The organism is Methylobacterium phyllostachyos (assembly GCF_900103445.1).
In the GTDB taxonomy this organism is placed as follows: domain Bacteria; phylum Pseudomonadota; class Alphaproteobacteria; order Rhizobiales; family Beijerinckiaceae; genus Methylobacterium; species Methylobacterium phyllostachyos.
In genome coordinates, this window is record NZ_FNHS01000015.1 from 150947 (window position 1) to 174775 (window position 23829).

At 71.0% G+C, this 23829-nt stretch carries 25 protein-coding genes; 13 read left to right on the plus strand and 12 right to left on the minus strand.

All coding sequences use genetic code 11. The annotated features are described in order from the left end of the window. Positions 1–3: 3 nt before the first annotated feature. From plsX to BLQ49_RS22860, 3 genes are all read right to left on the minus strand, one after another. The gene (plsX, locus tag BLQ49_RS22850) at positions 4–1038 is read right to left on the minus strand and encodes a phosphate acyltransferase PlsX (protein WP_091720106.1); all 1035 of its coding nucleotides are present in this window, start codon (positions 1036–1038) and stop codon (positions 4–6) included. 387 nt (positions 1039–1425) lie between these two features. Then, on the minus strand, positions 1426–1953 hold the full coding sequence (locus BLQ49_RS22855; protein WP_091720108.1) for a YceD family protein: 528 nt from the start codon (positions 1951–1953) through the stop codon (positions 1426–1428). Further along, the gene (locus BLQ49_RS22860) at positions 1950–2510 is read right to left on the minus strand and encodes a ubiquinol-cytochrome C chaperone family protein (protein WP_091720110.1); all 561 of its coding nucleotides are present in this window, start codon (positions 2508–2510) and stop codon (positions 1950–1952) included. Before BLQ49_RS22860 ends, BLQ49_RS22855 begins: the two co-directional genes overlap by 4 nt. A gap of 170 nt (positions 2511–2680) precedes the next feature. On the opposite strand from BLQ49_RS22860, the gene BLQ49_RS22865 reads away from it, so the two are divergent. Further along, a complete protein-coding gene (locus BLQ49_RS22865; RefSeq protein WP_091720117.1) occupies positions 2681–3178 on the plus strand; it encodes an outer membrane protein assembly factor BamE in 498 nt (165 codons plus the stop codon). Here BLQ49_RS22865 and BLQ49_RS22870 read toward each other — a convergent pair. The 4 genes from BLQ49_RS22870 to BLQ49_RS22885 all read right to left on the minus strand — a co-directional run bounded on the left by BLQ49_RS22870 (position 3115) and on the right by BLQ49_RS22885 (position 8569). Beyond that, complete coding sequence (locus BLQ49_RS22870; RefSeq protein WP_091720119.1) at positions 3115–3834, minus strand: HAD hydrolase-like protein; 720 nt, start codon at positions 3832–3834, stop codon at positions 3115–3117. The genes BLQ49_RS22865 and BLQ49_RS22870 overlap by 64 nt on opposite strands. Position 3835: 1 nt before the next feature. Then, positions 3836–5749 (minus strand): PAS domain S-box protein, encoded by a 1914-nt coding sequence (locus BLQ49_RS22875; RefSeq protein WP_091720122.1) that lies wholly within the window; start codon positions 5747–5749, stop codon positions 3836–3838. Between the two features lie 208 nt (positions 5750–5957). Further along, positions 5958–7049 carry an alkene reductase gene (locus BLQ49_RS22880; RefSeq protein ID WP_091720124.1) on the minus strand — a complete coding sequence of 364 codons (1092 nt, stop codon included), beginning with the start codon at positions 7047–7049 and terminating at the stop codon, positions 5958–5960. 227 nt (positions 7050–7276) lie between these two features. Continuing rightward, entirely contained in the window at positions 7277–8569 is a 1293-nt protein-coding gene (locus BLQ49_RS22885) for a DUF2254 domain-containing protein (RefSeq protein ID WP_091720125.1), read from the minus strand. 124 nt (positions 8570–8693) lie between these two features. Between BLQ49_RS22885 and BLQ49_RS22890 the strand changes: the two genes are divergently transcribed. Further along, on the plus strand, positions 8694–9947 hold the full coding sequence (locus BLQ49_RS22890; protein WP_091720133.1) for a cation:proton antiporter: 1254 nt from the start codon (positions 8694–8696) through the stop codon (positions 9945–9947). A gap of 91 nt (positions 9948–10038) precedes the next feature. Here BLQ49_RS22890 and BLQ49_RS22895 read toward each other — a convergent pair whose 3' ends face one another. The 5 genes from BLQ49_RS22895 to BLQ49_RS22915 all read right to left on the minus strand — a co-directional run bounded on the left by BLQ49_RS22895 (position 10039) and on the right by BLQ49_RS22915 (position 15396). Continuing rightward, complete coding sequence (locus BLQ49_RS22895) at positions 10039–12183, minus strand: sodium-translocating pyrophosphatase (RefSeq protein ID WP_091720137.1); 2145 nt, start codon at positions 12181–12183, stop codon at positions 10039–10041. A gap of 410 nt (positions 12184–12593) precedes the next feature. Beyond that, positions 12594–13589, minus strand: a complete 996-nt coding sequence (gene thiL / locus BLQ49_RS22900; RefSeq protein WP_091720140.1) for a thiamine-phosphate kinase — start codon at positions 13587–13589, stop codon at positions 12594–12596. Positions 13590–13592: 3 nt separating this feature from the next. Next, the gene (gene nusB, locus BLQ49_RS22905; RefSeq protein WP_091720142.1) at positions 13593–14165 is read right to left on the minus strand and encodes a transcription antitermination factor NusB; all 573 of its coding nucleotides are present in this window, start codon (positions 14163–14165) and stop codon (positions 13593–13595) included. An 11-nt stretch (positions 14166–14176) separates the two neighbouring features. Next, a complete protein-coding gene (ribH, locus tag BLQ49_RS22910) occupies positions 14177–14671 on the minus strand; it encodes a 6,7-dimethyl-8-ribityllumazine synthase (RefSeq protein WP_091720145.1) in 495 nt (164 codons plus the stop codon). Between the two features lie 143 nt (positions 14672–14814). Continuing rightward, on the minus strand, positions 14815–15396 hold the full coding sequence (locus BLQ49_RS22915) for a carboxymuconolactone decarboxylase family protein (RefSeq protein ID WP_091720147.1): 582 nt from the start codon (positions 15394–15396) through the stop codon (positions 14815–14817). 83 nt (positions 15397–15479) lie between these two features. Here BLQ49_RS22915 and BLQ49_RS22920 point away from each other — a divergent pair, with 83 nt between their 5' ends. From BLQ49_RS22920 to dxs, 11 genes are all read left to right on the plus strand, one after another. Beyond that, positions 15480–16280 (plus strand): SDR family NAD(P)-dependent oxidoreductase, encoded by an 801-nt coding sequence (locus tag BLQ49_RS22920; RefSeq protein WP_425284027.1) that lies wholly within the window; start codon positions 15480–15482, stop codon positions 16278–16280. Between the two features lie 5 nt (positions 16281–16285). Next, positions 16286–17431, plus strand: a complete 1146-nt coding sequence (locus tag BLQ49_RS22925; protein WP_208859099.1) for a hypothetical protein — start codon at positions 16286–16288, stop codon at positions 17429–17431. Continuing rightward, on the plus strand, positions 17428–17895 hold the full coding sequence (locus BLQ49_RS22930) for an NUDIX hydrolase (protein WP_091720150.1): 468 nt from the start codon (positions 17428–17430) through the stop codon (positions 17893–17895). Before BLQ49_RS22925 ends, BLQ49_RS22930 begins: the two co-directional genes overlap by 4 nt. Continuing rightward, positions 17892–18344 (plus strand): TIGR02301 family protein, encoded by a 453-nt coding sequence (locus tag BLQ49_RS22935; protein WP_244507727.1) that lies wholly within the window; start codon positions 17892–17894, stop codon positions 18342–18344. The genes BLQ49_RS22930 and BLQ49_RS22935 overlap by 4 nt, the downstream gene beginning before the upstream one ends. Positions 18345–18527: 183 nt before the next feature. Further along, the gene (locus tag BLQ49_RS22940; protein WP_091720156.1) at positions 18528–18782 is read left to right on the plus strand and encodes a hypothetical protein; all 255 of its coding nucleotides are present in this window, start codon (positions 18528–18530) and stop codon (positions 18780–18782) included. Positions 18783–18885: 103 nt separating this feature from the next. Next, positions 18886–19737, plus strand: a complete 852-nt coding sequence (gene ygfZ, locus BLQ49_RS22945; protein ID WP_091720158.1) for a CAF17-like 4Fe-4S cluster assembly/insertion protein YgfZ — start codon at positions 18886–18888, stop codon at positions 19735–19737. 72 nt (positions 19738–19809) lie between these two features. Next, the gene (locus tag BLQ49_RS22950; RefSeq protein WP_091720161.1) at positions 19810–20424 is read left to right on the plus strand and encodes a DNA-3-methyladenine glycosylase I; all 615 of its coding nucleotides are present in this window, start codon (positions 19810–19812) and stop codon (positions 20422–20424) included. Positions 20425–20450: 26 nt separating this feature from the next. After that, positions 20451–21011, plus strand: coding sequence for an HD domain-containing protein (locus BLQ49_RS22955; protein WP_091720164.1), 561 nt, complete (start codon positions 20451–20453; stop codon positions 21009–21011). Between the two features lie 51 nt (positions 21012–21062). Next, positions 21063–21575 (plus strand): tyrosine phosphatase family protein, encoded by a 513-nt coding sequence (locus tag BLQ49_RS22960; RefSeq protein ID WP_091720166.1) that lies wholly within the window; start codon positions 21063–21065, stop codon positions 21573–21575. A gap of 184 nt (positions 21576–21759) precedes the next feature. Further along, entirely contained in the window at positions 21760–22020 is a 261-nt protein-coding gene (locus BLQ49_RS22965; RefSeq protein WP_091720169.1) for an exodeoxyribonuclease VII small subunit, read from the plus strand. A 43-nt stretch (positions 22021–22063) separates the two neighbouring features. Continuing rightward, on the plus strand, positions 22064–23829 hold a 1766-nt coding region (gene dxs, locus BLQ49_RS22970; protein WP_208859100.1), incomplete at its 3' end, for a 1-deoxy-D-xylulose-5-phosphate synthase.

Consider the following 23829-nt stretch of genomic DNA (forward strand, 5'->3'; position numbering starts at 1 on the left):
GCGTTACGCCGGCGCCAGGGCCGCCGTCTGATCGAGCATCTCGCGGATCGTGCGGATCATGTCGTGGCGGGCCATGTCGTGCGCCAGATCGACCGCCGCCGCGAAGCCCTGCGCGTTCTCGGAGCCGTGGCTCTTGATGACGATGCCCTCCAGACCGAGGAACACGCCGCCATTGGCCCGGCTCGGGTTCATCTTGTCCCTGAGCGCCCGGAAGGCCTGCCGGGCGAAGAACGCGCCGATCTTGGCGGACAGTGTCCGGGTCATGGCCGCGCGCAGATAGGTGCCGATCTGCTTGGCGGTGCCCTCGGCGGTTTTGAGGGCGATGTTGCCCGTGAAACCCTCGGTCACCACCACGTCGACCGTGCCGCGGCCGAGATCCGTGCCCTCGACGAAGCCGTGATAGGTCAGCCCCGGGCTCTCCATCTCGCGCAGCATCCGGGCGGCCTCCTTGACCGCCTCGTTGCCCTTCATCTCCTCGGTGCCGACGTTGAGCAGACCGACGGTCGGCCGGTCGAGGTCGAACACGATCCGCGCCATGGCGGAGCCCATCACGGCCATCTCCACGAGGTGCTCGGCATCGGTGCCGATGGTGGCACCGACATCGAGCACGATGCTCTCGCCGCGCACGGTCGGCCACAGGCAGGCGATGGCCGGCCGCTCGATGCCCGACATGGTCTTGAGGCAGATCTTCGACATGGCCATCAGGGCGCCGGTGTTGCCGGCCGACACGCAGGCCTGGGCCTGCCCGTCGCGCACCGCCTGGACGGCCTGCCACATGGACGACTTGCCCCGCCCCTGGCGCACCGCCTGGCTCGGCTTGTCGTCCATGGCGACCGCCACGGTGGTGTGGCGGATCTCGACGCAATCCTTGAGCCGGGGCTCCTTGGCGACGAGCGGGGCGATCACCGCCTCGTCGCCGAACATCAGGAAGGTGGTGTCGGGATGGCGCTCGCGGGCCAGGGCGGCGCCGGGCACGACCGTGGAGGGCCCGTGGTCGCCGCCCATGGCGTCGAGCGAGATGCACACGCGTTGGGACATGTCGGTAGCGGGTCGTGGATCTCGGCGGGGGATATGGCGGAAGGGGTCCCGCCGGGCGCGGCGGACCATAGCGATACCGGCCCGGCGGGCAAATGAAATCGGGCGCGGGACGGTTCCGTTCTGCGCCGGAGGGGGGTGAAAGCAGCTTTTCCGGGGTGTTCGGCTGCGGGCGTCACGCACGCTCGCCGCGCGATTGCCACAAACACACCCTTTTCCCGGACAGGTGAAGCGTTAGCGGAACCTGATCCGGGATCCAGCACACGGAGCGCCGCGCAAGCGGCACAGATCGCTCCACAGAGGCGCTTCGCTTCATTGTGCGCTGGATCCCGGGTCCATTCCGCGCTGCATGCGCCCGGGAAAAGGCCGGCGCGCCACACCCGCGAAAGGTCAGCCCTCGCCGTCGCGCAGCTTGGCCAGCGCGGCGAGCGGACCCGCATCGTCGCCCGCCACCACCGGCTCAAAGGCGATGCCGGGCTTGCGCGGATAGGGGTCGAGGCCCAGCGCTAGGAACTCGGCGGTGAGCGCGCCGAAATCGAGGCGCCCGCCGACCAGCGGATCGGGGATATCGGCATCCTCGGCGTCGGTGCCGGCGAGCTGGTCGGTGTCGGTGAACACCACCTCCACCGGCTCGCGGACCGGCGCCTCGAACGGTTCGAGGCTGACGGTGCAGACCTGCGTCACCAGCGCCTCCACGGTGCCGGTCACGGTGAGGCGGCTGGTGGGGCCCGAAATGGCGAAGTGGCCCACCAGATCGCGGATGCCGGGAATCTTGAAGTCGGCGGCCAAAGCCGCGCATTCGGCAGGGCTCGCCTCAACGGTGACGGCACCCCGCCCCTGGGGCAGGCGATCGACACTGACCCAGCGCGTGAGCGGGCCGCTGTCCTGCGGGTTCTCCCGGCGGCTGTCCCGACTCATGCGATGGCTCCTTCTTCTCTGATCGGCGTGAAGCCGTCCGGCTCCGGAAAGGGCGGCCCGGCCCCGAGCAGCGCATCGAGATCCGCGCTCGCGAGCGCCGCGTCGGAGACCTGCACGTAGGCGGCGAGCCCTGCCCCGTCCCCCTCGCCACCGAGCACGTTGCGGACGAGCACCGCGCGCAGGGCCTCCGTGTCGCCCGCGTCCAGGGCGGCGTCGTAGCCGGTGGCCCGGCCGTAGAAGGCGGCGCCGAGCTTCTTCATCCGCTTCCCCACGCCCATGTCGCCGACGCCCAGCTCGCGCAGGGACGCATCGAGCTGGGTGAAGACGGAATTTACAAGATCCTGCGCCACCTCGGCGGCCGGGGCCGGCAGACGGTTCAGCCGGCGCAGGACCAGGATGGCATGCAGGCACAGGGCCTCGAACCGGCCCTCCACGGTGTCGGGCACGCCGAGCCGCGTGTAGAGGCCCGGGCGGCGGGCCGCCATGCTGAGCGCCACGTGCAAGCCCTCGACGGCCTGCCGCCGCGCATTCGCCCGTCGGAACAGTCCCGCGATCATTGGTGCCACGCCCATCGGTGCCAAGCCGCCGGGAAGTGTGGCCAAGCTTGCCTTGTCAAAGCCATAACCCCGCGGTACGGCAACCCACGCCCAGGGCGCAAGCGTCGCCGGAAATCCGTGCCGGCGGCATCGGTTGCGTCCCGTCCGTCCACACGTTTCCTGGGGGCCCGATGCGGCGCCGTCTCGTCCAGTCCTTCGCGCGCCTCGCCCTGCTCGGCCTCGCGGGAGTCGGCCTGTCCGCCTGCGTCGGCGAGGAATTGCGCCACGGCTATCAAGTCGATCAGGCGGCGCTCGCCACGATCAAGCCCGGCATGAGCCCCGAGCAGGTGCTGCAGATCCTCGGCACGCCCTCCACGGTGTCCACGGTCGGCAACAAGTCCTGGTACTACATCTCCCAGAACACCCGCCGCACGATCATGTTCATGGGCGAGCAGGTCGAGGACCAGAAGGTCACGGCCGTCTACTTCACCCCCGCCTTCAAGGTCGAGCGTGTGGCGCTCTACGGTCTGCAGGACGGGCGCGTGTTCGATTTCATCGAGCGCACCACGCCGACGAGCGGCGCCGACCGGGCCTTCATCAGCCAGCTGTTCCGCGGCCTGACCCGCTACGAGCCGTTCGGCAGCGGCAACGGCGCCAGCGTCGTGCCGGGCGCCAACCGCGGCATGTGAGCCGGGGCGCCCGCCAGCAGGCGGGCGATCTCCTGCGGCTTCGAGAACAGGTGCTCGGGGCCCTGCGCCGCCAGCGCCTGCGGGTCAGTGTAGCCCCAGGCCACCGCGCCGAACGGGCAGCCCACGGCTCGCGCCGCTTCCAGGTCGCGGATCTCGTCGCCGACGCACAAGGCCTGCGCCGGCGCCACACCCCGGCGCGCCAGAAGCTTCCGCAAGCGCCGTGCCTTGCCGAACAGCGAGGCCCCGCAGGCATAGGCGTCGATATGGGCGGCATTGTCCGGCCCGAGCACACGCCGCACCGTATCGGCGCGATTCGACGACAGGACCGCCATCGGTACGCCGGCCTGCCTGATGCCGGCCAGCATCTCGGGCACGCCCGGAAACAGCGCAATCTGCGCCGCGTCGCGGGCCGCAAGCCGATGCATATGGCGGGCGATCAACGGCAGCTTCCAACGCGGGATGCCGAGATAGGCCACGATGGCGCGGGCACCCTGGAGGCGTAAGCCTTCGACCTCATGCGCCTCGACCTGACGGAAGCGGTAGCGCGCGGCGACGCCGTTCATCACCGAGCAGAACCAATCGAAGCTGTCGGCGAGGGTCCCGTCGAAATCGAGCACGACGAGGCGCGGCCCGGTGCCGTCCGTCTGACGGACCATCTCAGGCCCGGAGATTCTCGATCGGTACGCTGAGCCGCATCAGGAGGCCGCCGGGCGCCCAGTCGTGCTCCAGCACGCCGTCGAGCTGGCCGGCGACGCTGCGCTCCGCTAGCACCGTGCCGAATCCCTTCCGCGACGGTGTCCCAGTGACCGGTGGGCCGCCGGCCTCCTGCCAGGTCAGGGTGTAGCGCCCCGCCTCACGCAGACCGCTCAAGGAGACGCCGCCCTCCTTGGTGGAGAGACCGCCATACTTCATGGCGTTGGTGGCCTGCTCGTGCATGATCAGCGCCAGCGCAGTCGCGGTACGCTCGCCGATCTCGGCATCATCCCCCGAGATCGCGACCCGAGCCTGCCCGCCCTCCTCGTAGGCCGCCATGATCAGGCGCATCAGGCCCAGCACGGTCTGCCCCGCCACCGCGGGGGCGCTGTCGGGGGAATGCGGCCGGACATATTCGTGGGCCCGCGCCAGGGCGCCGAGCCGCTCGCGGAACGCCTTGGCGAAGGGCTGGGCCGCGGGGTCGCTCCGGGCGGTGAGCGCTGCCAAACCGCCGACCACCGCGAAGATGTTCTTGATCCGGTGCGACAGCTCGCGGATCAGCAGGTCGCGGGCCTCCTCGGCGCGCTTGACCTCCCGCAGGTCGCGGGTGACGGTGGCGTAGCCGATCTCGGCCCCGGTCGGATCCCGTACCGGGAAGATGTTGTAGAGCACCGCGACCGGCTCGCCCGTGACGAAGTGCCGGAAGGCCAATTCGCCCTCCCAGAACCCGTCCCGGCGCATCGCCGGCATCGCGGTCTCCTCCAGGATCCGGCGGCTGTCGTCGGTGAAGAAGTCGGGGATCCGGTGCCGGCGGGCGGCGGCGAGGTCGGGCAGGCCGACCAGCGTCAGCGCGGCTTCGTTGAGATGGGTGATGGCGCCGTCGAGGGTACAGAGGCCGATGAAGTCCTTCGAGGTCTCCACGATGGCGGCGAGCTTGCGCGCCTCGGTCTCGGCCTGCTTCAGGTCGTCGATGTCGGTGCAGGTGCCGAACCAGCGCTCGATCCGCCCCGCGGCATCGCGGATCGGCATGGCGCGGCCCAGCGTCCAGCGATACGCGCCGCTGTTGTGGCGCAGGCGGTATTCGATCTCGTAGGGCTCGCCGGTGGCCAGGGAGTGGCGCCAGCGCGCCCAGGCCCGCTCCTGGTCGTCGGGATGGAACATGTCGTTCCAGCCCTCCCCGTCGGTGGAGCCGTAGGGCACGCCGGTGAACTCGTACCAGCGGTCGTTGTAGTAGTCGTGGAACCCGTCCGGCCGGGTGGTCCAGACCATCTGGGGCATCGCCGCGGTCATCACCCGGAAGCGGCGCTCGCTCGCGGCGAGCTCCGCCTCGCGGCTCGCCACCTGCGCCAGGGTCCGGCGGTGTTCCAGCAGGCTGGAGATCTGGCGCGCCAGGGCGAGGAGGGTGGCCTCCTGCTCCGAATCGAGTCCCTCCGGCCGCGGCGTCCGGTCGAGCACGCAGAGGGCGCCGAGCGGGATGCCCTGTCCGCCCCGGATCACCGCCCCTGCGTAGAAGCGGAAGCCCTCGGGCCCGCTCACCAGCGGGTTCTCGATCGTCCGGGGATCCGCGGTCAGGTCGGGGATGACGAGCAGCGCCCCCGCTTCGATCGTGTGGGCGCAGACCGAGCAGCTGATCGGCAATTCGCGCTTGCCGAGGCCGACCTCCGACTTGAACCATTGCCGCTCGGCATCCACGAGGCTGACAAGGGCGACGGGCGCGCGGCAGACATAGGCCGCGACCCGCACGAGGTCGTCGTAGAGCGGCTCGGACTCGGTATCGAGGATCGCGAGGTCGCGCAGTTCCGCGATCCGGGCTGCGGTGCTCCAGGGGCCGCCGGTCGGTTCGGAAGCCGCGAGCGCGTGAGGTGCCGGCACATCCATGGTTCGGCCGTCACATAGGCCTGTTGGGTTCCGCTGCCTAGGGCGCTCAGTGCGGACGTGGACACCGATTCGGATCGGAGATTGCGGAACTGTAAGGACTTAGGGTTGCGGCTAAGGGGTTCGACCCGGGTTTGGCGCAACCCCATGTGGTCGCGCCCGCGAGGAAGCCGCGCCCACGACGGGCGCGGCAGCCGATCGAGCCGCAGCCCTACGCGGCGCGGGCCTCTCCGAGGGTCGGATAGTCGATGTAGCCCTCCGGCCCCTGGCTGTACCAAGTCTGCGCATCGTCCTTGTTGAGCGGCGCACCCTTGGCGATCCGCTCGGGCAGGTCGGGATTGGCGATGAAGGTCCGCCCGAACGCGATGGCGTCGGCCGCGCCGGCATCCAGCGCCTTCTGTCCGCTGACCCCGTCATAATCGGCGTTGAGGATCATCGGGTTGCGGAACACGCGCCGCATCGCCGGGGCGATCGGCGGATGATCGGCCTTGCCGAAGGTCCCGTTCGGACCCGGCTCGCGCATCTCCAGGAAGGCGATGTCGAGATCGGCCAGCGCCTGAGCGGCAGCCACGAACAGCGGCTCGGGGTTCGAATCGTTGCAGCCCTGGATCGCGCCGTTCGGCGAGAGGCGCACGCCGGTGCGCTCGGCTCCTGCGACCTTCGCCACCGCCTCGGTCACCTCGCGCAGCAGCCGCACGCGGTTCTCGATCGCGCCGCCGTACTGGTCGGTGCGGTGGTTGGTGCCGTCGCGCAGGAACTCGTCGATCAGGTAGCCGTTCGCCGCGTGGATCTGCACGCCGTCGAACCCGGCCGCCAGGGCGTTGGCGGTGGCGCGCTCGTAATCGGCGAGCAGGCGCGGGATCTCGGCGAGTTCCAGGGCGCGGGCCTCGCCGTAGGGCTTCTTGCCCGTGTAGGTGTGGGCCTGATCGGGCGCCGTGGTGGCGGAGGCCGAGATCGGCTTCGCGCCGCCGAGGAAGTCCGGATGGACCATCCGGCCCATGTGCCAGATCTGGCAGACGATCTTGCCGCCCTTGTCGTGGACCGCCTTCACGATCGGCCGCCATGCGTCGACCTGGGCGTCGGACCAGATGCCCGGCGCGTAGGGCCAGCCGAGGCCCTCCTGCGAGATGCCGGTGGCCTCGCTGAGGATCAGGCCGGCGCCGGCGCGCTGGGCGTAGTACTCGGCCATGATCGGGGTCGGCACGTGCTCGCGAGTCCCGCGGCCGCGGGTGAGCGGGGCCATGAAGATCCGGTTCTTCGCCTCGATGGCGCCGATGCGGATCGGGTCGAGCAGGGACGGCATGGGGTACCTCGTGCTGGGCGGCGGCGCCGCGTCCGGTTTAATCCGTGGCCGAGGTGGCGCTGCGGCGCGGCGATGCCAAGGTGCGGCGCAACCGGAACGATTGCGGCGTGCGGGGGCACACATGGCGGCCGGCGACACCGCAGGGCGCCGGCAAAGCGCGTGCCGCAGCGGCGTTCCGGCCTGAGCCGCCCCCTCGGATCGGGGCCAGCTCTCACGGCCTCGGCTGCCTACGCGCGGCTCGACGCGCGGTCGTGGAACCGCCGGTAGCGGTCCTCCAGGTCGGCGAGGTCGGACGGGTCCGCCACATCGCGCCGGGCGGCGGCGATGACGAGAGCGGCGTGCCGGGCGAGTTCCGCCGCCCGGTCCGACCGCCTCTCGACCTCGGCAACACGGGCGAGCACGTCGAGCATCCGGCCCAGGACATGGACCGACCCGGCCGCGTTTTGCCGGATCATGTGGAACATGGCGTCGCACAACCCGTCGTAATCCGTCACCGGATGGACCAGCACGGGGCGACCGGCGCGCAGCACCACGCCGGCCGGCAGGTGTCGCGGGGCGATCCGGCACAGGGCATCGCCGAGATGGTCGACGACGCTGCCGGCGGTGAACGGGTCGTTGATGCCCGGCGAGAGCGCCCGGACCGCGATCTCGACCAGCTGCCGGATCGAGTATTCCGGGTCCTGAAGCGCGGCGGGGCGCCGCCCCAGCGTCACCGCATCGCGGATCGCCGCCTCGGCCCCATCGGCGTGCATCGACAGGTGCGCGATGGGGAAGCCGCTCGGCACGTAGTCGCCCGGCCGCACCCGCAGGGTCACCCGGATGCGGTGTGCCTGGGCCCAGTCCGCCAGCGTATCCTCGTCGATGGCCTGCACGTAGCCACCGCCCGTCGCCGCCAGGGCCCTTCCGGTCGGCGCATCGTCGGGGCGGGCCGCGCCCGGTTCGTCTCGGGTATAGGCCGCGATGGCCCGGCACAGGTCCTGCTGGACGGCGTCGACCACGGTCTCGATGTTGATGCTCGTGGCGATGTGGTGGACGAACCAGACCAGGGTGCCGACCGCGACCAGCGCCAGGACGAGGGCGCCGGTGATGGCGAGGTGCGGGACGAACGGGTTCTCCTCCACCGTGCGCACCGTGCGCAGGACCATCAGCGCGTACGCGAAGGTCCCGAGGAAGATGCCGAGCACCGTCTGGTTTCGGCCATTGCGGATGAAGTTGCGCAGGAGGCGGGGACCCATCTGGCCGGAGGCCAGGGTCAGGGCCGCGATCGTGATGGAGAAGGTCGTGCCCGCGACCCCGATGTTCGAGGAGGCGATGGCGCTGAGCAGCGCCCGCGCGCCCTCGGCGCCGCCGGAATAGCCCCAGTTCGCATCCGGCGACGAGGCGTCGTAGCCGGCGACGTGGGCCATCTCCAGCCAGATTCCGAACTGCGCCAGCAGGATGCAGCCGAGGACGACGAGGGCCGGGCGGAGCCAGAACAGGTCGCCGAGGGTCTCCAGCCAGGCTTTGACGCGCGCGCTCATCGTTCCGAACCGACACCCCCGAGGCCGGCAACGATCGGCATGGAGGGGCGTTCCGGTCGTGGCCCATCGAACGCGGCGGCCCGCCGGGCGCGGTTCGGTCGGCCGCGGGCGGGAAGGACAGCCTTTGATCTCGATCTTCGACCTTGCTGCCCTGCTGCTGACGCTGTCGGCTCTGTTCGGTTGGCTGAACCGCCGCTTCCTGCGGATGCCGCACAGCATCGGGCTCCTCGTGATGGGCCTCCTCGCCTCGCTCGCGCTGGTGCTCGCCGACGTCGTCTTCCCCGGCCAGCACCTCTACGAGGATCTGACCCGCGTCCTCGACCAAGTCGACTTCACCGGCGTGGTGATGAACGGCATGCTGGCCTTCCTGCTGTTCGCCGGCGCCCTGAACCTCGACCTCCGTGCCCTACGCGACCGGGCCGTCGCGGTGGCGACCCTGGCGCTGCTCGGGACGCTCGTGTCGACGGCCGTGGTCGGCGGGGCGTTCTGGGCGGCGGGACAGGCGCTCGGCAGCCCGGTGCCTCTGGCCTGGGCCCTCGTGTTCGGCGCGCTGATCAGCCCGACCGACCCGGTCGCGGTGCTGGCCACCCTGAAGAACGTGAAGGTGCCGGAGGCCCTCGAAGTCGAGATGCAGGGCGAGGCGCTGTTCAACGACGGCATCGGCATCGTGCTGTTCACGGTGCTCGTCGCCTTCGCGGCCGGCAAGGGTGGCGCGGCGACGAGCGCGGGCGGGGTGGCGACGCTTCTCCTCCACGAGGCCGGGGGCGGCGTTCTGTTGGGCATCGTGACCGGCTACATCGCCTATCGCGCGATGAAGGCCATCGACGATTTCCCCGTCGAGGTGCTGATCACGCTGGCCCTCGTCACCGGGACTTACGCCCTCGCGCAGAAGCTCGGGGCGAGCGGTCCGCTCGCGGTGGTGGCCGCCGGGCTGCTGATCGGTGAGCGCGCGCCGCGCTACGCCATGAGCGACACCACGCAGAAATACGTCTCCGCCCTGTGGACGCTCGTGGACGAGGTGCTGAACTCGGTCCTGTTCCTCCTGATCGGCCTGGAGGTGCTCGTCCTGCGCTTCCAGGTCTCCGGCCTGGCGCTGGCCGCGTGCGCCGTCCCCATCGTGCTCGTCGCCCGCCTCGTCGCGGTCTCGGCGCCGGTCCTGCTGTTCCGGTGGGGCGGCAACCTCTCCCTCGGCAACGTGCCGTTCCTGACTTGGGCGGGCGTGCGCGGCGGCATCTCGGTGGCGCTGGCGCTCTCGATCCCGGAGAGCGAGGCCAAGCCCGCCATCCTCGCGGCGACCTACGCGGTGGTGCTGTTCACCATCGTGGTCCAGGGCTCCACCCTCGGCCTCGTGGCGCGACGGACCCTGCGCGCGCGATAGGCCGCCCGACCGGCGGGCGGCCTTCGCCGTCTTGATTTACCGAGGCGCGGAACGTCGGGGTCCTGGATCGGATCCCGGCGGCTCCTGTCCCTCAGCTATGCGCCAGCACCGCCAGCAACAGCAGGGCGATGATGTTGGTGATCTTGATCGCCGGGTTCACGGCGGGGCCCGCCGTGTCCTTGTAGGGGTCGCCCACCGTGTCGCCGGTCACCGCCGCCTTGTGGGCGTCCGAGCCCTTGCCGCCGTGGTGGCCGTCCTCGATGTACTTCTTGGCGTTGTCCCAGGCGCCGCCGCCCGAGGTCATCGAGATCGCCACGTAGAGGCCGGTCAGGATCACCCCCAGCAGGCTCGCCCCCACCGTGGCGAAGGCTTGGCTCTTGCCCGCGATCAGCTGGATGACGAAGAACAGCACCACCGGCGACAGCACCGGCAGCAGCGAGGGGACGATCATCTCCTTGATGGCCGCGCGGGTCAGCATGTCGACCGCCCGGCCGTAATCGGGCCGGTCGGTGCCCTGCATAATCCCGGGCTTCTCCCGGAACTGGCGCCGCACCTCCTCCACCACCGCCCCCGCCGCGCGCCCCACCGCCGTCATGGCGATGCCGGCGAACAGGAACGGGATCAGGCCGCCGAGCAAGAGGCCCACCACCACGTAGGGGTTGGAGAGCGAGAAATCGACGCTGACGCCTTGGAAGAAGCGGTACTGCGTCGGGCTCGCATTAGCGACGAAGTAGTTCAGGTCCGACGTGTAGGCGGCAAACAGAACCAGCGCGCCGAGGCCCGCCGAGCCGATCGCGTAGCCCTTGGTCACCGCCTTGGTGGTGTTGCCGACCGCGTCGAGGGCGTCGGTCGACTTGCGCACCTCCGAGGGCAGCCCCGCCATCTCGGCGATGCCGCCCGCATTGTCGGTGACCGGCCCGAAGGCATCCAGCGCCACGATGAAGCCCGCGAGCGCCAGCATGGCGGTGACCGCGATGGCGATGCCGAACAGACCGGCCAGCGCGTAGGTGCTGATGATGCCGGCCACGATCACGATGGCGGGGAGCGCCGTCGATTCCAGCGAGATCGCCAGCCCCTGGATTACGTTGGTGCCGTGGCCGGTGACCGACGAATCGGCGATCGACTTCACCGGACGGAAATTGGTGCCGGTGTAATACTCGGTGATCACCACGATCAGCGCCGTGATGGCGAGCCCGATCACCGCGCAGCCGAACAGACCGGCCGAAGTGAAGGTGACGCCGGTCGAGGTGGTGAAGGTGGTCGAGAATCCGCCGAGCAGCGTCATGTTGACGATGGCGATCGCCGCGATCGACAGCACACCGGCGGCGATCAGGCCCTTGTAGAGCGCCCCCATGATCGACTGGTTGGCGCCGAGCCGCACCGCGTAGGTGCCGGCGATCGAGGTGACGATGCAGGCCGCCCCGATGGCGAGCGGATAGAGCATCATCGGCTCCAGCACGTCCCGGCCGCTGCCGGTGGGGCCGGAGAAGAAGATCGCGGCCAGCACCATGGTGGCGACGATCGTGACCGCGTAGGTCTCGAACAGGTCGGCCGCCATGCCGGCGCAATCGCCGACATTGTCGCCGACGTTGTCGGCGATGGTGGCGGGGTTGCGCGGATCATCCTCCGGGATGCCGGCCTCGACCTTGCCGACGAGGTCGCCGCCGACATCCGCCCCCTTGGTGAAGATGCCGCCGCCCAGCCGGGCGAAGATCGAGATCAGCGAGGCGCCGAAGCCCAAAGCCACCAGCGCGTCGATCACCTCGCGGCTCGACGGGTCGAGATGGGCGCCGCGGGTGAGGAAGAGGTAGTAGAGGGCGACGCCGAGCAGCGCGAGGCCCGCCACTAGCATCCCGGTCACCGCCCCTGACCGGAAGGCCACGTCGAGGCCCCCGCCGAGCGAGGTCGAGGCGGCCTGGGCGGTGCGCACGTTGGCCCGGACCGAGACATTCATGCCGATGAAGCCGGCGGCGCCCGACAGCACGGCGCCGATCAGGAAGCCGATGGCGACCTTGATGCCGAGGAACACGGCGAGCAACACGAACAGCACCACGCCGACGAGGCCGATGGTGGTGTATTGCCGCCGCAGATAGGCCTGCGCGCCCTCCGCGATCGCGGCGGCGATCTCCTGCATGCGCTGCGTGCCGGCGTCGCGCCGCATCACGTCGAGGATCGTCACGATGCCGTAGGCGACGGCGCAGAGCCCGCCCACGATGATCAGAATCAGGGGAATCATGCGACCGTCCTTGTTATTATCGTGCCTGGCGTGGGCTTATGCTTGCCGAGCTTGGCCGTCGGGAAACGGCCATGGGACGCGGTGCTCGGATTCGGGGCTTTCCTTCCCAGAACAACACCTTGATTGCCAAACTTCGCCGGTGAGCGCAAACGCCGCGTTTTCGTGCGCTTGCGATGCGGCGCGAATACATTGCGGCGCGGAATGAGTAGCAAAGCAAAATCACGCATTATTATGCATGATTTTGACCTTCAATGGTCGTGTAACGAAGCGGGCCTGCTGTCGCTCCAAAGGCTGCACAGCTGTGTCGGCGATCAGTCGCGCGGGGCCGTTTGAATGGCGCCCCGCTGCGGCAGCGAGCGCAGCGCAGCTCGCACAGGCGGACGGGCTGAACGTCTCAACCGGAAACCGCCTTAGAAGTGGCTGAAGGCCCCAGCGACGAACACGTGGGTTGTGCCGTCAGTCATTGCGAAGCACGGCGGCGCGTCGCCTGCGGTGACGGTGCCGATGGCGGTCAGCGGCACCCCGGCCGCCTCCGCCTCAGTCCGAAAAGCCTCGAACGCTTCCGGCGCTACCGTGCAGAGAATCTCGTAATCGTCGCCGCCGGTCAGCACCGCCTCGATCAGGCCCGGCTCCGCCGCGCAGGCACGCCGCGCGGCCTCCGAGAGCGGTACGGCCGCCACGTCGATCCGGGCGGAGCGGCCCGCGCCCAGCATCTTGGCAAGATCGCCCGCGAGCCCATCCGACACATCCATAGACGCGGTCGCATGGCGGCGCACCGCGGGGGCTGCGGCGAGGCGCGGACGCGGGTGCAGGTAGCGGTCGGCCAGCACGGCCCGCAAAGCCGGATCGAGGCCGCCCGCCCAGGAGGCGTCAGGTTCAAGGCGCAGCCGCAAGCCGAGCGCCGCATCGCCGATCGTGCCGGTTACACAGATCCGGTCGCCGATCCGCGCGGTGTTGCGGCGGACGATCGCGCCGGCCGGCACCTCGCCCATCAGCGTCACGCCGATCAGCGCCGGCCCGCCGGAGCGCACCGTGTCGCCGCCGAGCAGCGGGCAGGAAGCCTCCGCGGCGGCCGCGCCGAGCCCAGACGAGAAACCGGCGAGCCAGTCCTCGGTCCAGTCGTCGGGCAGCGCCAGGGTCAAAAGAAAACCGCGCGGCACCGCGCCCTTGGCGGCGATGTCGGACAGATTCACGCCGAGCGCCTTGCGGGCGATCGAGGCCGGCGGATCGTCCGGGAAGTAGTGCACCCCCGCCACGATGGCGTCGGTGGTGAGGACGAGGTCGTGGCCGGGCGAGGGCGTGAGGGTCGCGGCGTCGTCCCGGAGCCCGTCGGCGCCGGGACCGGCGAGCGGGGCGAAGTAGCGGGCGATCAGCCCCTCCTCGGAGGCGCGGACCGGCCCGGCCATGGGTCAGGCCTTACCGGGCGCCGGCTTGTTGGGGAGCGGCTTGGACGAACCCGGCTTGTTCGAGCCCTTGGGCGCCCCGACCTCGCCGGGGCGAACCTCCCGGGCGAGCCGGTCGAGCACCGCGTTCACGAGGCCTGGCTCGTCGCCGGGATAGAAGCTGTGGGCCACGTCGACATATTCCGAGATGGCGGCCGCTGCCGGCACGTCCTTCCGGAACATCAGCTCGTAGGCGCCGGCCCGCAGGATCGCCCGGAGCACGATCTCGATCCGCCGCAGCGGCCAGCCCTGGGCCAAAGCCTGATCGAGCTTCGGGTCGATCGCCCGCTGCTCCTCGACGGTGCCGCGCAGGAGGTCGCGGAAGAAGGCGGTCTCGACCTGGGGATGTTCGATCCCGTCGACCTCCTGGCCGATCCAGAAGGCCTCGAACTCGGCCAGCGCATCGAGGACGCCCTTGCCGGAGACATCCATCTCGTAGAGCGCCTGCACGACGGCGAGGCGCGCCCCGGTGCGCAGGCTGATCGCCTTGGCGGCCGGCTCGGCGCTGGTCTCGGGCTTCGTATCGGGGGTCCCGGTCATCTGGCTATCCGTCATCGCGAGCGGGCGGCCTCGGCGGCGCGCTTGAGGGCGAGCACGCCGAGCGCCGCCTCGGCCGCGCCGCCACCCTTGTTCATCTCGGCCACCCGGGCACGGGCCAGCGCCTGCGCCTCGGTCTCGACGGTGAGGATGCCGTTGCCGAGGGGGATCCGGCGGTCGACCGAGAGATCCATCAGCGCCCGGGCGCTCTCGCCGGCCACGATGTCATAATGGCCGGTCTCGCCGCGGATCACGCAGCCCAAAGCCACCACGGCGTCGTAGGCGTGCGCGTCGAGCAGGATCGCCACGGTGGCGGGGATCTCCAGGGCTCCGGCCACCGTCACCACGGTCGCGTGCGCGCCGGCCGCCTCGATCGCCGCGCGGGCACCGGCCAGGAGCTCATCGGCGATGACGTCGTAGTAGCGCGCCTCGACCACGAGGATGCGGGCCCCGGCGAGCGCCGGGTCCTGAGGCTTCGGCGCCGAATCGGCGCGGGTATGGGCGACCATGGCTCTCGTCCGGCCGGGTTGTCGGGGGTTGGCGGGCAGCACGGGGCGCCCGCGAGGGGAGGACGGTTAGACCGAAGCGGCCGGCGCCACAAGCGGTGCGGCGGGTGCGGCTTCGAGCGGGAGCCGCCTCGCGGCCCCGAACCCTAGCCCACCAGCGGCAGCAGCGGCGCCCCATCCCCCTCCGGCACCGCCGTGCGGGCGACGTTCATCGTCATGGCGAGCAGCGCGTAGTAGCCGTTGATCCCGGTGAGATCGATCACGCCCTGCTCGCCGAAGCGCGCCACCGCAGCGGCATAGGTGGCGTCGCTCACCGCGCGGTTGTGCGTCAGCTCGGTCGAGAAATCATAGGCCAGCGCCTCGTCGGCGCTCATCGTGTCGGGGCGGCGCCCTTCGGCCAGCGCCTGCGCGGTCTCAGGGGCGACGCCCGCCTTCAGGGCGATCGGCTGATGGATCGCCCACTCGACCTTCTGGCTCCAGGCCCGGGCGACGATCAGGATCGTGAACTCGCTGATCCGCAGCGGCAGGGCGCTGCCGTAGCGCAGGTAGAGCCCCATCCGGCTCGCACACTGCATCAACTCGGGACTGCGCAGGAGCGGCACGAACGGTCCGAAAACCGGGACGCCACGCTCGGCCGCGAAGGCCGCCGCGGCCGCGGCCTGCGCCGGGGTCAGCCGGTCCGCCGGAATCGCCGGCATACGCTCCGTGCTGTCCTGCTCCCCGGCCATCGCCGCCTTCCCTTTCCGCGCCGCAGCACGCTCTGGATTTCCGGCCGCACTGCGCCTAGACCATTCAGGCTCACCGGCACGACCTGCGACCGGATCGCGATCCCGACACGCCAGCGAGGCTTACGGCTTTGGCCCTCCCCGTCAACGATCGCCGGCGCATCATGCTGCTCACGGGCGCGAGCCGGGGCATCGGCCACGCCACCGTCAAGCGCTTCTCCGCCGCGGGCTGGCGCGTGATCACCTGCTCGCGCCACGCCTTCCCGGAAAACTGCCCCTGGGAGATGGGCCCCGAGGACCATCTCCAGGTCGACCTCGCGGACGCGCAGGACACGATGCGCGCCGTCGAGGAAGTCCGGGGCCGGCTCGCCGCCGAGGGGGGTGTGCTGCACGCGCTCGTCAACAATGCCGGGATCTCGCCCAAGGGCCCCGAGGGCGAGCGCCTCGGCGCCCTGGCCACCGAGTTCGACACGTGGCAGCGGGTGTTCCAGGTCAACCTCTTCGCCACGATCCTGCTGGCCCGCGGCCTGCGCGAGGAACTGGCGCGGGCCAAGGGCTCGGTCGTCAACGTGACGTCGATTGCGGGCTCGCGCGTCCACCCCTTTGCGGGGGCGGCCTACGGCACCTCCAAGGCCGCGCTGGCGGGCCTGACCCGCGAGATGGCCGCCGATTTCGGGCCGCTCGGCGTGCGGGTGAACGCCATCTCGCCCGGCGAGATCGACACCTCGATCCTGTCGCCGGGCACCGAGAAGCTCGTGGAGCAGATCCCGCAGCGCCGGCTCGGCACGCCGGACGAGGTCGCCAAGGCGATCTACTTCCTGTGCACCGAGGCCTCCTCCTACGTGAACGGGGCCGAACTCCACATCAACGGCGGCCAGCACGTTTGACCCGCATGCGCGCCCCCGCGAGCGTGGCCGCCGGCGACGGTTCGCGCCTGGGACGGCGGAGCGCCGTGTTTCTCCTGGCCCTACTCCTGAGCACGGCGCCCCTGGCAGGCGTTCGGGCGGAGCCCGGTGTCCGGATCCTCGATCTGCCCTTCACGGTCAGCGCCCTGCGCGGCTCCCGCAGCGAGGTCGCGGTCTCGGTGGCGACCTCCGGTCTGCTGCCGATCGTGGGCGCCACGGCCGGCCATGCAGCCGGCGAGGAAGCGAGCGCGCCGGTTGCCGTGGTCTGGGGCGATGGAGGCGGGGCGGTGCTCACCCTGACGGGCGGCGCCGTCACAGCGAAGCCGATCGGCCGCGAGGCCGTGGAGGGTTTGACCGCCGCCGAAACGCCGCGCGGTGCCCTGCCGGGCACGCGGCGTGCCCTCTCGGGACCCTTGAGTGCCTATCTCACCGGGCGAACCCACGCGCCCGATGGCGGCGCGGCCGCCACCGTCCTGACGATCCGCGAGCGCCAGCCCATGGCGGTGAGCACCGATCCGAAGCCCGTCCCGATCGCGACCGCGACGGTGCCGGCGGGTGGCGAGGCGGTGTTCGCCCCCCTGCGGCCACGCCTGCTGCGCCTCGCCGGTCGTCCGGCCCTCCTGGCGGCGACCCTGTCGGGTATCGATTCGGGCAGCCTCGTGCTGATCGACCACCCGGATGCAGGAGGAGGCTGGGCCGTCACGGCGCGCACGCCGCCGCAGCCCGGCCCACCCCTAAAGATCGCCGGCATCGCCGATTTCGCCGGATCCGGCACGCTTCAGGCCGCGACGGTCAGCGCGGCCGGCCGGCTGCAGCTCTGGACGCTGCAACCCGACCGGATCGAGCCCGCCGGCGAGGCCGCGGGCTACGCGGCCGGCGCGGGCGATGCGGATCTCGCCGTCACTGACCCGGCCGGGGGCGGACCGCCCGAGCTGGTGCTGCCGGTGGCGGGACGCCCCGAGATCGCCCTCGTGACGGCTAAGGCTTCGCTGCACGAGCGCCTGCGCGTGACGCTGCCCGCGCCGGCCGCCAACGGCATCGTGGTCCTCGGCACGGGGACGGCGGCGCGGCTGCTGGTCGGCCTCGCCGACGGACGGGTGGCGGTTGTCGCCCCCGATGGGGGGACACCGTGAGTGCCGACGCCGACAGCCGCCTGTTCCCCGCGCGGCCCTTCGTGGGCGCCTCGATCGCGGTGATCCGGGACGACCGGGTCCTGCTGGCGGCGCGGGCCAACGAGCCGATGCGGGGCGTCTGGACCCTGCCGGGTGGTCTCGTGGAGGCCGGCGAATCCCTGGCGGAGGCGGCCCTGCGTGAATTGTCCGAGGAGGTCGGCTTGACCGCCGCGGTGGTCGGCGTGCTCGCGCCCACCGAGATCATCGTCCGCGACGAGGCCGGCCGCGCCCGGCACCATTACGTCGTCCACCCGCACGCCGCCCTGTGGCACGGCGGCGAGCCGGTGGCCGGACCCGAGGCCCTCGGTACCCGATGGGCGACGCTCGCGGAGGTCGCCACCCTGCCGACCACACCCGGCCTGATCGACACCCTGCGCGAGGCTTTCGCGCGCGTCGCGGCGCACGACGGGGAGGCGACGGCGTGAGGCGTCCGGCGACGATCCTGTGCCTGCTGGCCCTGCTCACGGTCTCGGTCGCCGCGCCGGCCCGGGCGCAGCAGCGCACCCGGGCGGCCGCGCCTCCCAAGGAGGCGCCCAAGGAAGCCAAGGAGGTGAACGCCCCCGCCGACATCCCCGCCCCCTACGACCGCGACCTGCTGCGCATGTCCGAGATCATCGGGGCACTCGCCTTCCTGCGCGGCCTCTGCGAGGCCCCCGACGCCGCGGACTGGCCAGCCCGCATGAAGGCGTTGATCGAGTCCGAGGGCGTCACCCCCGCTCGCCGCGACCGCCTGGCCGGCGCCTACAACCGCGGCTACCGGGGCTACGCGCTGACCTACCGGGTCTGCACCCCGGCCGCCCACGAGGCCGCCGCCCGCTACGTCGCCGAGGGCGACCGGCTGTCGCATGCCCTGGCCGGGCGTTTCGGGGGGTGATTCCGCAGGTGCCCCATCGGGTGATGCACCCACGACACACCCCGCCACGATGCCGGCAAAGCATCGAATTTGAGCCCGCGCGTTAACCGATCCGAAATTCCCGGCTGGCCGAGCCGCCGGGACCTGCTTATCATCCGTTGTGTCTACCGGGCCCCGTGCCCGGCGCAATGGAAGTATCGGGTCATGCAGCACATCTCTCAGACCGCTCCTCTCGAGGTCGATGTCGAGGAGAAGCGCGTCGCGCTGAGTTACGTCTCGGAAGCGTTCGCGGAAGGCTGCCTCGATGGTCTCGACGGTGATTGCATGGCTCAGGCCGCCCTGTTCGCAGCCTTTCAGGAACTGGTGATGACCTACGGCGAGGAGGCCACGGCCCGTTACGCGGAGGGGTTCCCGGAGCGCATCCGCGGGGGCGCCTTCACCACCACCCTTCAACATTGAGGCGCTGATCGCGGACGGTTGAGGCGCGGGCGACCAGCGATTACCTCCCGGCTCCACGGTCCGGCCCGCCGGACCGCCCCCGTCGCGTGAGGACTTCTCTGCCATGCCCGTTGCCCTGCTGCCGGACCGCGCCCTCGTCACCGTCACCGGGCCGGACGCCACCGCGCTGCTCCAGGGCGTGCTGACCTGCAATGTCGAGACGCTCCAGCCCGCCGCGGCACGCCTCGGCGGGCTGCTGACGCCGCAGGGCAAGATCCTGTTTGATTTCCTCGTCTCGCGACAGCCGGACGGATTCCGGTTCGACGTGCAGGCGGACCGAGCGGCCGATCTCGCCAAGCGCCTGACACTGTACCGCCTGCGCGCGCAGGCGACGATCGCCGCCGATCCGACCGTGGCGGTCGCGGCCGCCTGGGGCGGGGCCGTGCCGGCCGCGGCCGAAGCGGTCGCCGATTGCCGCCACGTCGATCTCGGCGCCCGGCTCTACGCCGCCGAGGGCGCTTTCTCGGCCGATGCCGCAGAGGCGGATTACCACGCGCACCGGATCGCCCTCGGCATCCCGGAGGGCGGGCGCGACTACGCCTTCGGTGACGCCTTCCCGCACGAGGCGCTGATGGACCAGCTCGGCGGGATCGACTTCAAGAAGGGCTGTTATGTCGGCCAGGAGGTAGTCTCGCGCATGCAGCACCGGGGTACCGCCCGAACCCGCATCCTGGCGGCCACCTACCCGGAGGGCGCCCCCGCCCCGGGGACCGAGATCACGGCGAGCGGCAAGGTACTGGGTACCACGGGCAGCGTCGCCGGCTCGCACGGACTCGCCCTGGTGCGGATCGACCGCCTGGGCGACGCGCTGGCCGCCGGCGGGACGCCGCTTGCGGGCGAATACCCGGTGCGGCTTGAGCGGCCGAGCTACGCGAATTTCACGATGCCTGACGGCGCGACAAGCACGGCCGAGTGATTTCGGATCACGCAGCTCTGCAAACACTCACCCGCGATAGCGTTCCGCTCCTGTTCTCGTTAAACCGGTCCGATGTCCGAGACCGGCCTGATCCATCACCCCGACGGCTGTGCCCGCTGCTGGTGGGCCGGCCTCGACCCACTCTACGTCACCTATCACGACACCGAATGGGGCGTGCCCGAGCATGACGGCCGGGCGCTCTACGAGAAGCTGATCCTGGACGGGTTCCAGGCCGGGCTCTCATGGATCACGATCCTGCGCCGCCGCGAGGGGTTCCGCGACGCCTTCGCGGGTTTCGATCCCGAACGGATCGCCCGCTTCACCGAGGATGACGTGGCGCGGCTGATGCAGGATACCCGCATCATCCGCAACCGCGCCAAGATCGTCGGAACCATCGCGGGCGCCCGGGCCTGGCTGCGGATCGAGGACGGCGGCCCCGGCTTCGCGCGCTTCCTCTGGGACTTCGTGGACGGCCGGCCGATCCAGGGCACCGCCCGGAGCCGCTCCGAGATCCAGACCGAGACGCCGGTCTCCCGGGCGATCGGCAAGGCCCTCAAGGCGGAGGGCTTCTCCTTCTGCGGGCCGACCATCGTGCACGCCTTCATGCAGGCGGTCGGCATGGTCAACGACCACCTCGTCGGCTGCCACCGGCATGGTCCCTGCGCCGGGCTGGGGCGGGCCTCGTGAACGCGCCGCCCCGCGCGTGGCAGCGGATGCTCTCCGGCCGTCGCCTCGACCTCCTCGACCCCGCGCCCCGCGACATCGAGATCGCCGACATCGCCCACGGGCTCGCCCGGGTCGCCCGCTGGAACGGCCAGACCCGCGGCCCGCACGTCTTCTCGGTGGCCCAGCACAGCCTGCTGGTCGAGGCGGTGGGCCGCCACCTCGACCCCGGATGCGCCGACCTCGAGGGCCTGGAACTGCTGCTCCACGACGCACCGGAATACGTGGTCGGCGACATCATCTCCCCCCTGAAGGCCGCGATCGGCGACGCCTATCGCGACGTCGAGATGCGCCTCCTCGGAGCCATGCGCCGCCGCTTCGATCTGCCCGCCCCCTCCCTCCCCCTCGCCCAACTCGTCAAACGGGCCGATCGGATCGCCGCTCATCTGGAGGCCGTGCAGCTGGCGGGCTTCTCGGCCGACGAGGCGGAACTGTATTTCGGCCAGACAGAGGATCTGCCCGATTGGGTCACGGCCCTGACCGAGCCGTGGCCCACCGCCGAGGCCGAAGCGCGGTTTCTCGCGCGGTTCCGGGCGCTCCGGCCGGATTGACCGGCGCCCGCCCTCGATCCGTCACGATCGCACGGCACTGGCGCGCGCATCATGTCGACCCTTCATGTCTGCCCGCTCTCGCGCCTGCCCGAGACCGTCGCCGCAACCGGCGCGAGCCACGTGCTCACCCTGATCAATGTCGGGACCCCCCTGGAGCGGCCTGCCGTGATCGCGGCCGACAACCACGTCATCATCGGGGTCAGCGACATCGCGGAGCCGCGGGACGGCCATGTTTTGCCGGCTGAAGAGCATGTGGCCGGCATCCTGGCGTTTGTCCGGGCCTGGCCACGGGAGAAGCCGCTGGTCGTTCACTGCTATGCCGGGATCAGCCGCTCGACCGCCGCGGCCTACATTGCGGCCTGCGCGCTGGCGCCGGAGCGCGACGAAGGTGCGATCGCCGACACCCTGCGGGCGGCCTCACCCTCAGCGACGCCCAATCCCCTGTTCGTGGCCATCGCCGACCGGATGCTCGGACGCGAAGGCCGCATGGTGGCGGCCGTCACGCGGATCGGCCGCGGAGCGGACGCCTTCGAGGGTGTGCCGTTCTGCCTCACGCTGACGTGACCCACGCCCTTCAACGGGCGCGGCGCCAGTGCCGCGCCAAGTGCCGCGCCGAGTATGGCGCAAGGTGTGGCGCAAAGGCCGCCGCATCGCTCCAAAGCGGCCTGGGACGGCCCGGCGGCCTGGTCCCCTGGGTTGTGGCCTCGGGGGCTGGCACCGTAGAACCGGTTCAAAGGAAGTATCTGCGATGAATGCGAGCAGACCCGAGGTGGCCCCCGCCGCCGGCGACCTGCCCTTCGAGAAGGCGCTGGAGCAGCTTGAGGAAATCGTGCGCCGGCTTGAACGGGGCGACGTGGCGCTCGACGAGTCGGTGGCGATCTACGAGCGCGGCGAGCTTCTGAAGAAGCACTGCGAGGCGCTTCTCAAGCGGGCCGAGGCGCGGATCCAGCGGATCACCCACGGCTCCGACGGGCGGCCCGAGGGCGTGGCCCCGCTCGATATGTCCTGAGGCTCGGCCATCAAACCGATCCCATCCGTTAGAGGTTGATGCCGTGGCGATTACCCCCGAGCAGAGTGCGCTTCTCGACCGCGTCCCGAACCCGGCGGCTTTGCGCCGTCTGCCCGAGTCGGAGCTGCCGGCGGTGGCGGACGCCGTGCGCGCCGAGATGATCGACGCCGTCTCGATCACCGGCGGCCATCTCGGCTCGGGGCTCGGCGTGGTCGAGCTCACCGTCGCGCTGCATCACGTGTTCGACACCCCCGACGACCGCATCGTCTGGGATGTCGGCCATCAGTGCTACCCGCACAAGATCCTCACCGAGCGCCGCGACCGCATCCGCACGCTCCGCCAGGGCGGCGGCCTCTCCGGCTTCACCAAGCGCAGCGAGAGCGTCTACGATCCCTTCGGCGCCGCCCACTCCTCCACCTCCATCTCCGCCGCGCTGGGCATGGCGGTCGCCCGCGACCTCGACAACGCCACCGCCAAGCAGACGGGCGGCGCGCAGAAGCGCCGCAACGCCATCGCGGTGATCGGCGACGGCTCGATGTCGGCCGGGATGGCCTACGAGGCGCTCAACAACGCCGGCGCCCTGCACTCGCGCCTGATCGTCATCCTCAACGACAACGACATGTCGATCGCGCCCCCCGTCGGCGCCATGTCGGCCTACCTCGCCCGGCTCGCGTCCGGCGGCGCCTACCAATCCCTGCGCGAGACCGCCAAGCAGCTCGGCAAGCTCCTGCCAAAGGCGATCTACCAGCGCGCGGCCGCGGCCGAGGAGTATGCCCGCTCGCTGGTGGTCGGCGGCGGCACGATGTTCGAGGAGATGGGCTTCCACTATGTCGGCCCGGTCGACGGGCACAACCTCGACCACCTCCTGCCGGTGCTGAAGAACGTCCGCGACGCCGAGCACGGCCCGATCCTGCTGCACGTCGTCACCCAGAAGGGCAAGGGCTACGCGCCCGCGGAAGCCTCCGCCGACCGCTACCACGGCGTGGTCAAGTTCGACGTGGTCTCGGGCGTGCAGGCCAAGGCCAAGCCGAACGCGCCGGCCTACACGCGGGTGTTCGGCGAGAGCCTGATCAAGGCGGCCGATGCCGACGACAAGGTGGTGGCGATCACCGCGGCGATGCCCGGCGGCACCGGCATCGACCTGTTCGGCAAGGCGCATCCGGACAAGACCTTCGACGTGGGCATCGCCGAGCAGCACGCGGTGACCTTCGCGGGCGGTCTGGCGACCGAGGGCTACCGGCCGTTCGTGGCGATCTACTCGACCTTCCTGCAGCGGGCCTACGACCAGGTGGTGCACGACGTGGCGCTGCAGAACCTGCCGGTGCGGTTCTGCCTGGACCGGGCCGGCTTGGTCGGCGCGGACGGGGCGACGCATGCGGGCGCGTTCGATCTCGCGTATCTGTGCTGCCTGCCCAACATGACGGTGATGGCGGCCGCCGACGAGGCCGAGCTGGTGCACATGGTGGCGACGGCGCATGCCCATGACAGCGGCCCGATCGCGCTGCGCTACCCGCGCGGCGAGGGGGTGGGCGTCGAGCTGCCGGAGCGGGGCGCGGTGCTGCCGGTCGGCAAGGGCCGGGTGGTGCGCAAGGATGCGGAGGCGCGGGTCGCGATCCTGTCGCTGGGCACGCGTCTGGCAGAGGCGCTGAAGGCGGCCGACACGCTGGCCGAGCAGGGCGTGGCCGTGACGGTGGCGGATGCGCGGTTTGCCAAGCCTCTGGACGAGGCGCTGATCCTGGATCTGGCGCAGAGCCACGAGGTTCTGATCACGATCGAGGAGGGCTCGCGGGGCGGGTTCGGCGCGATGGT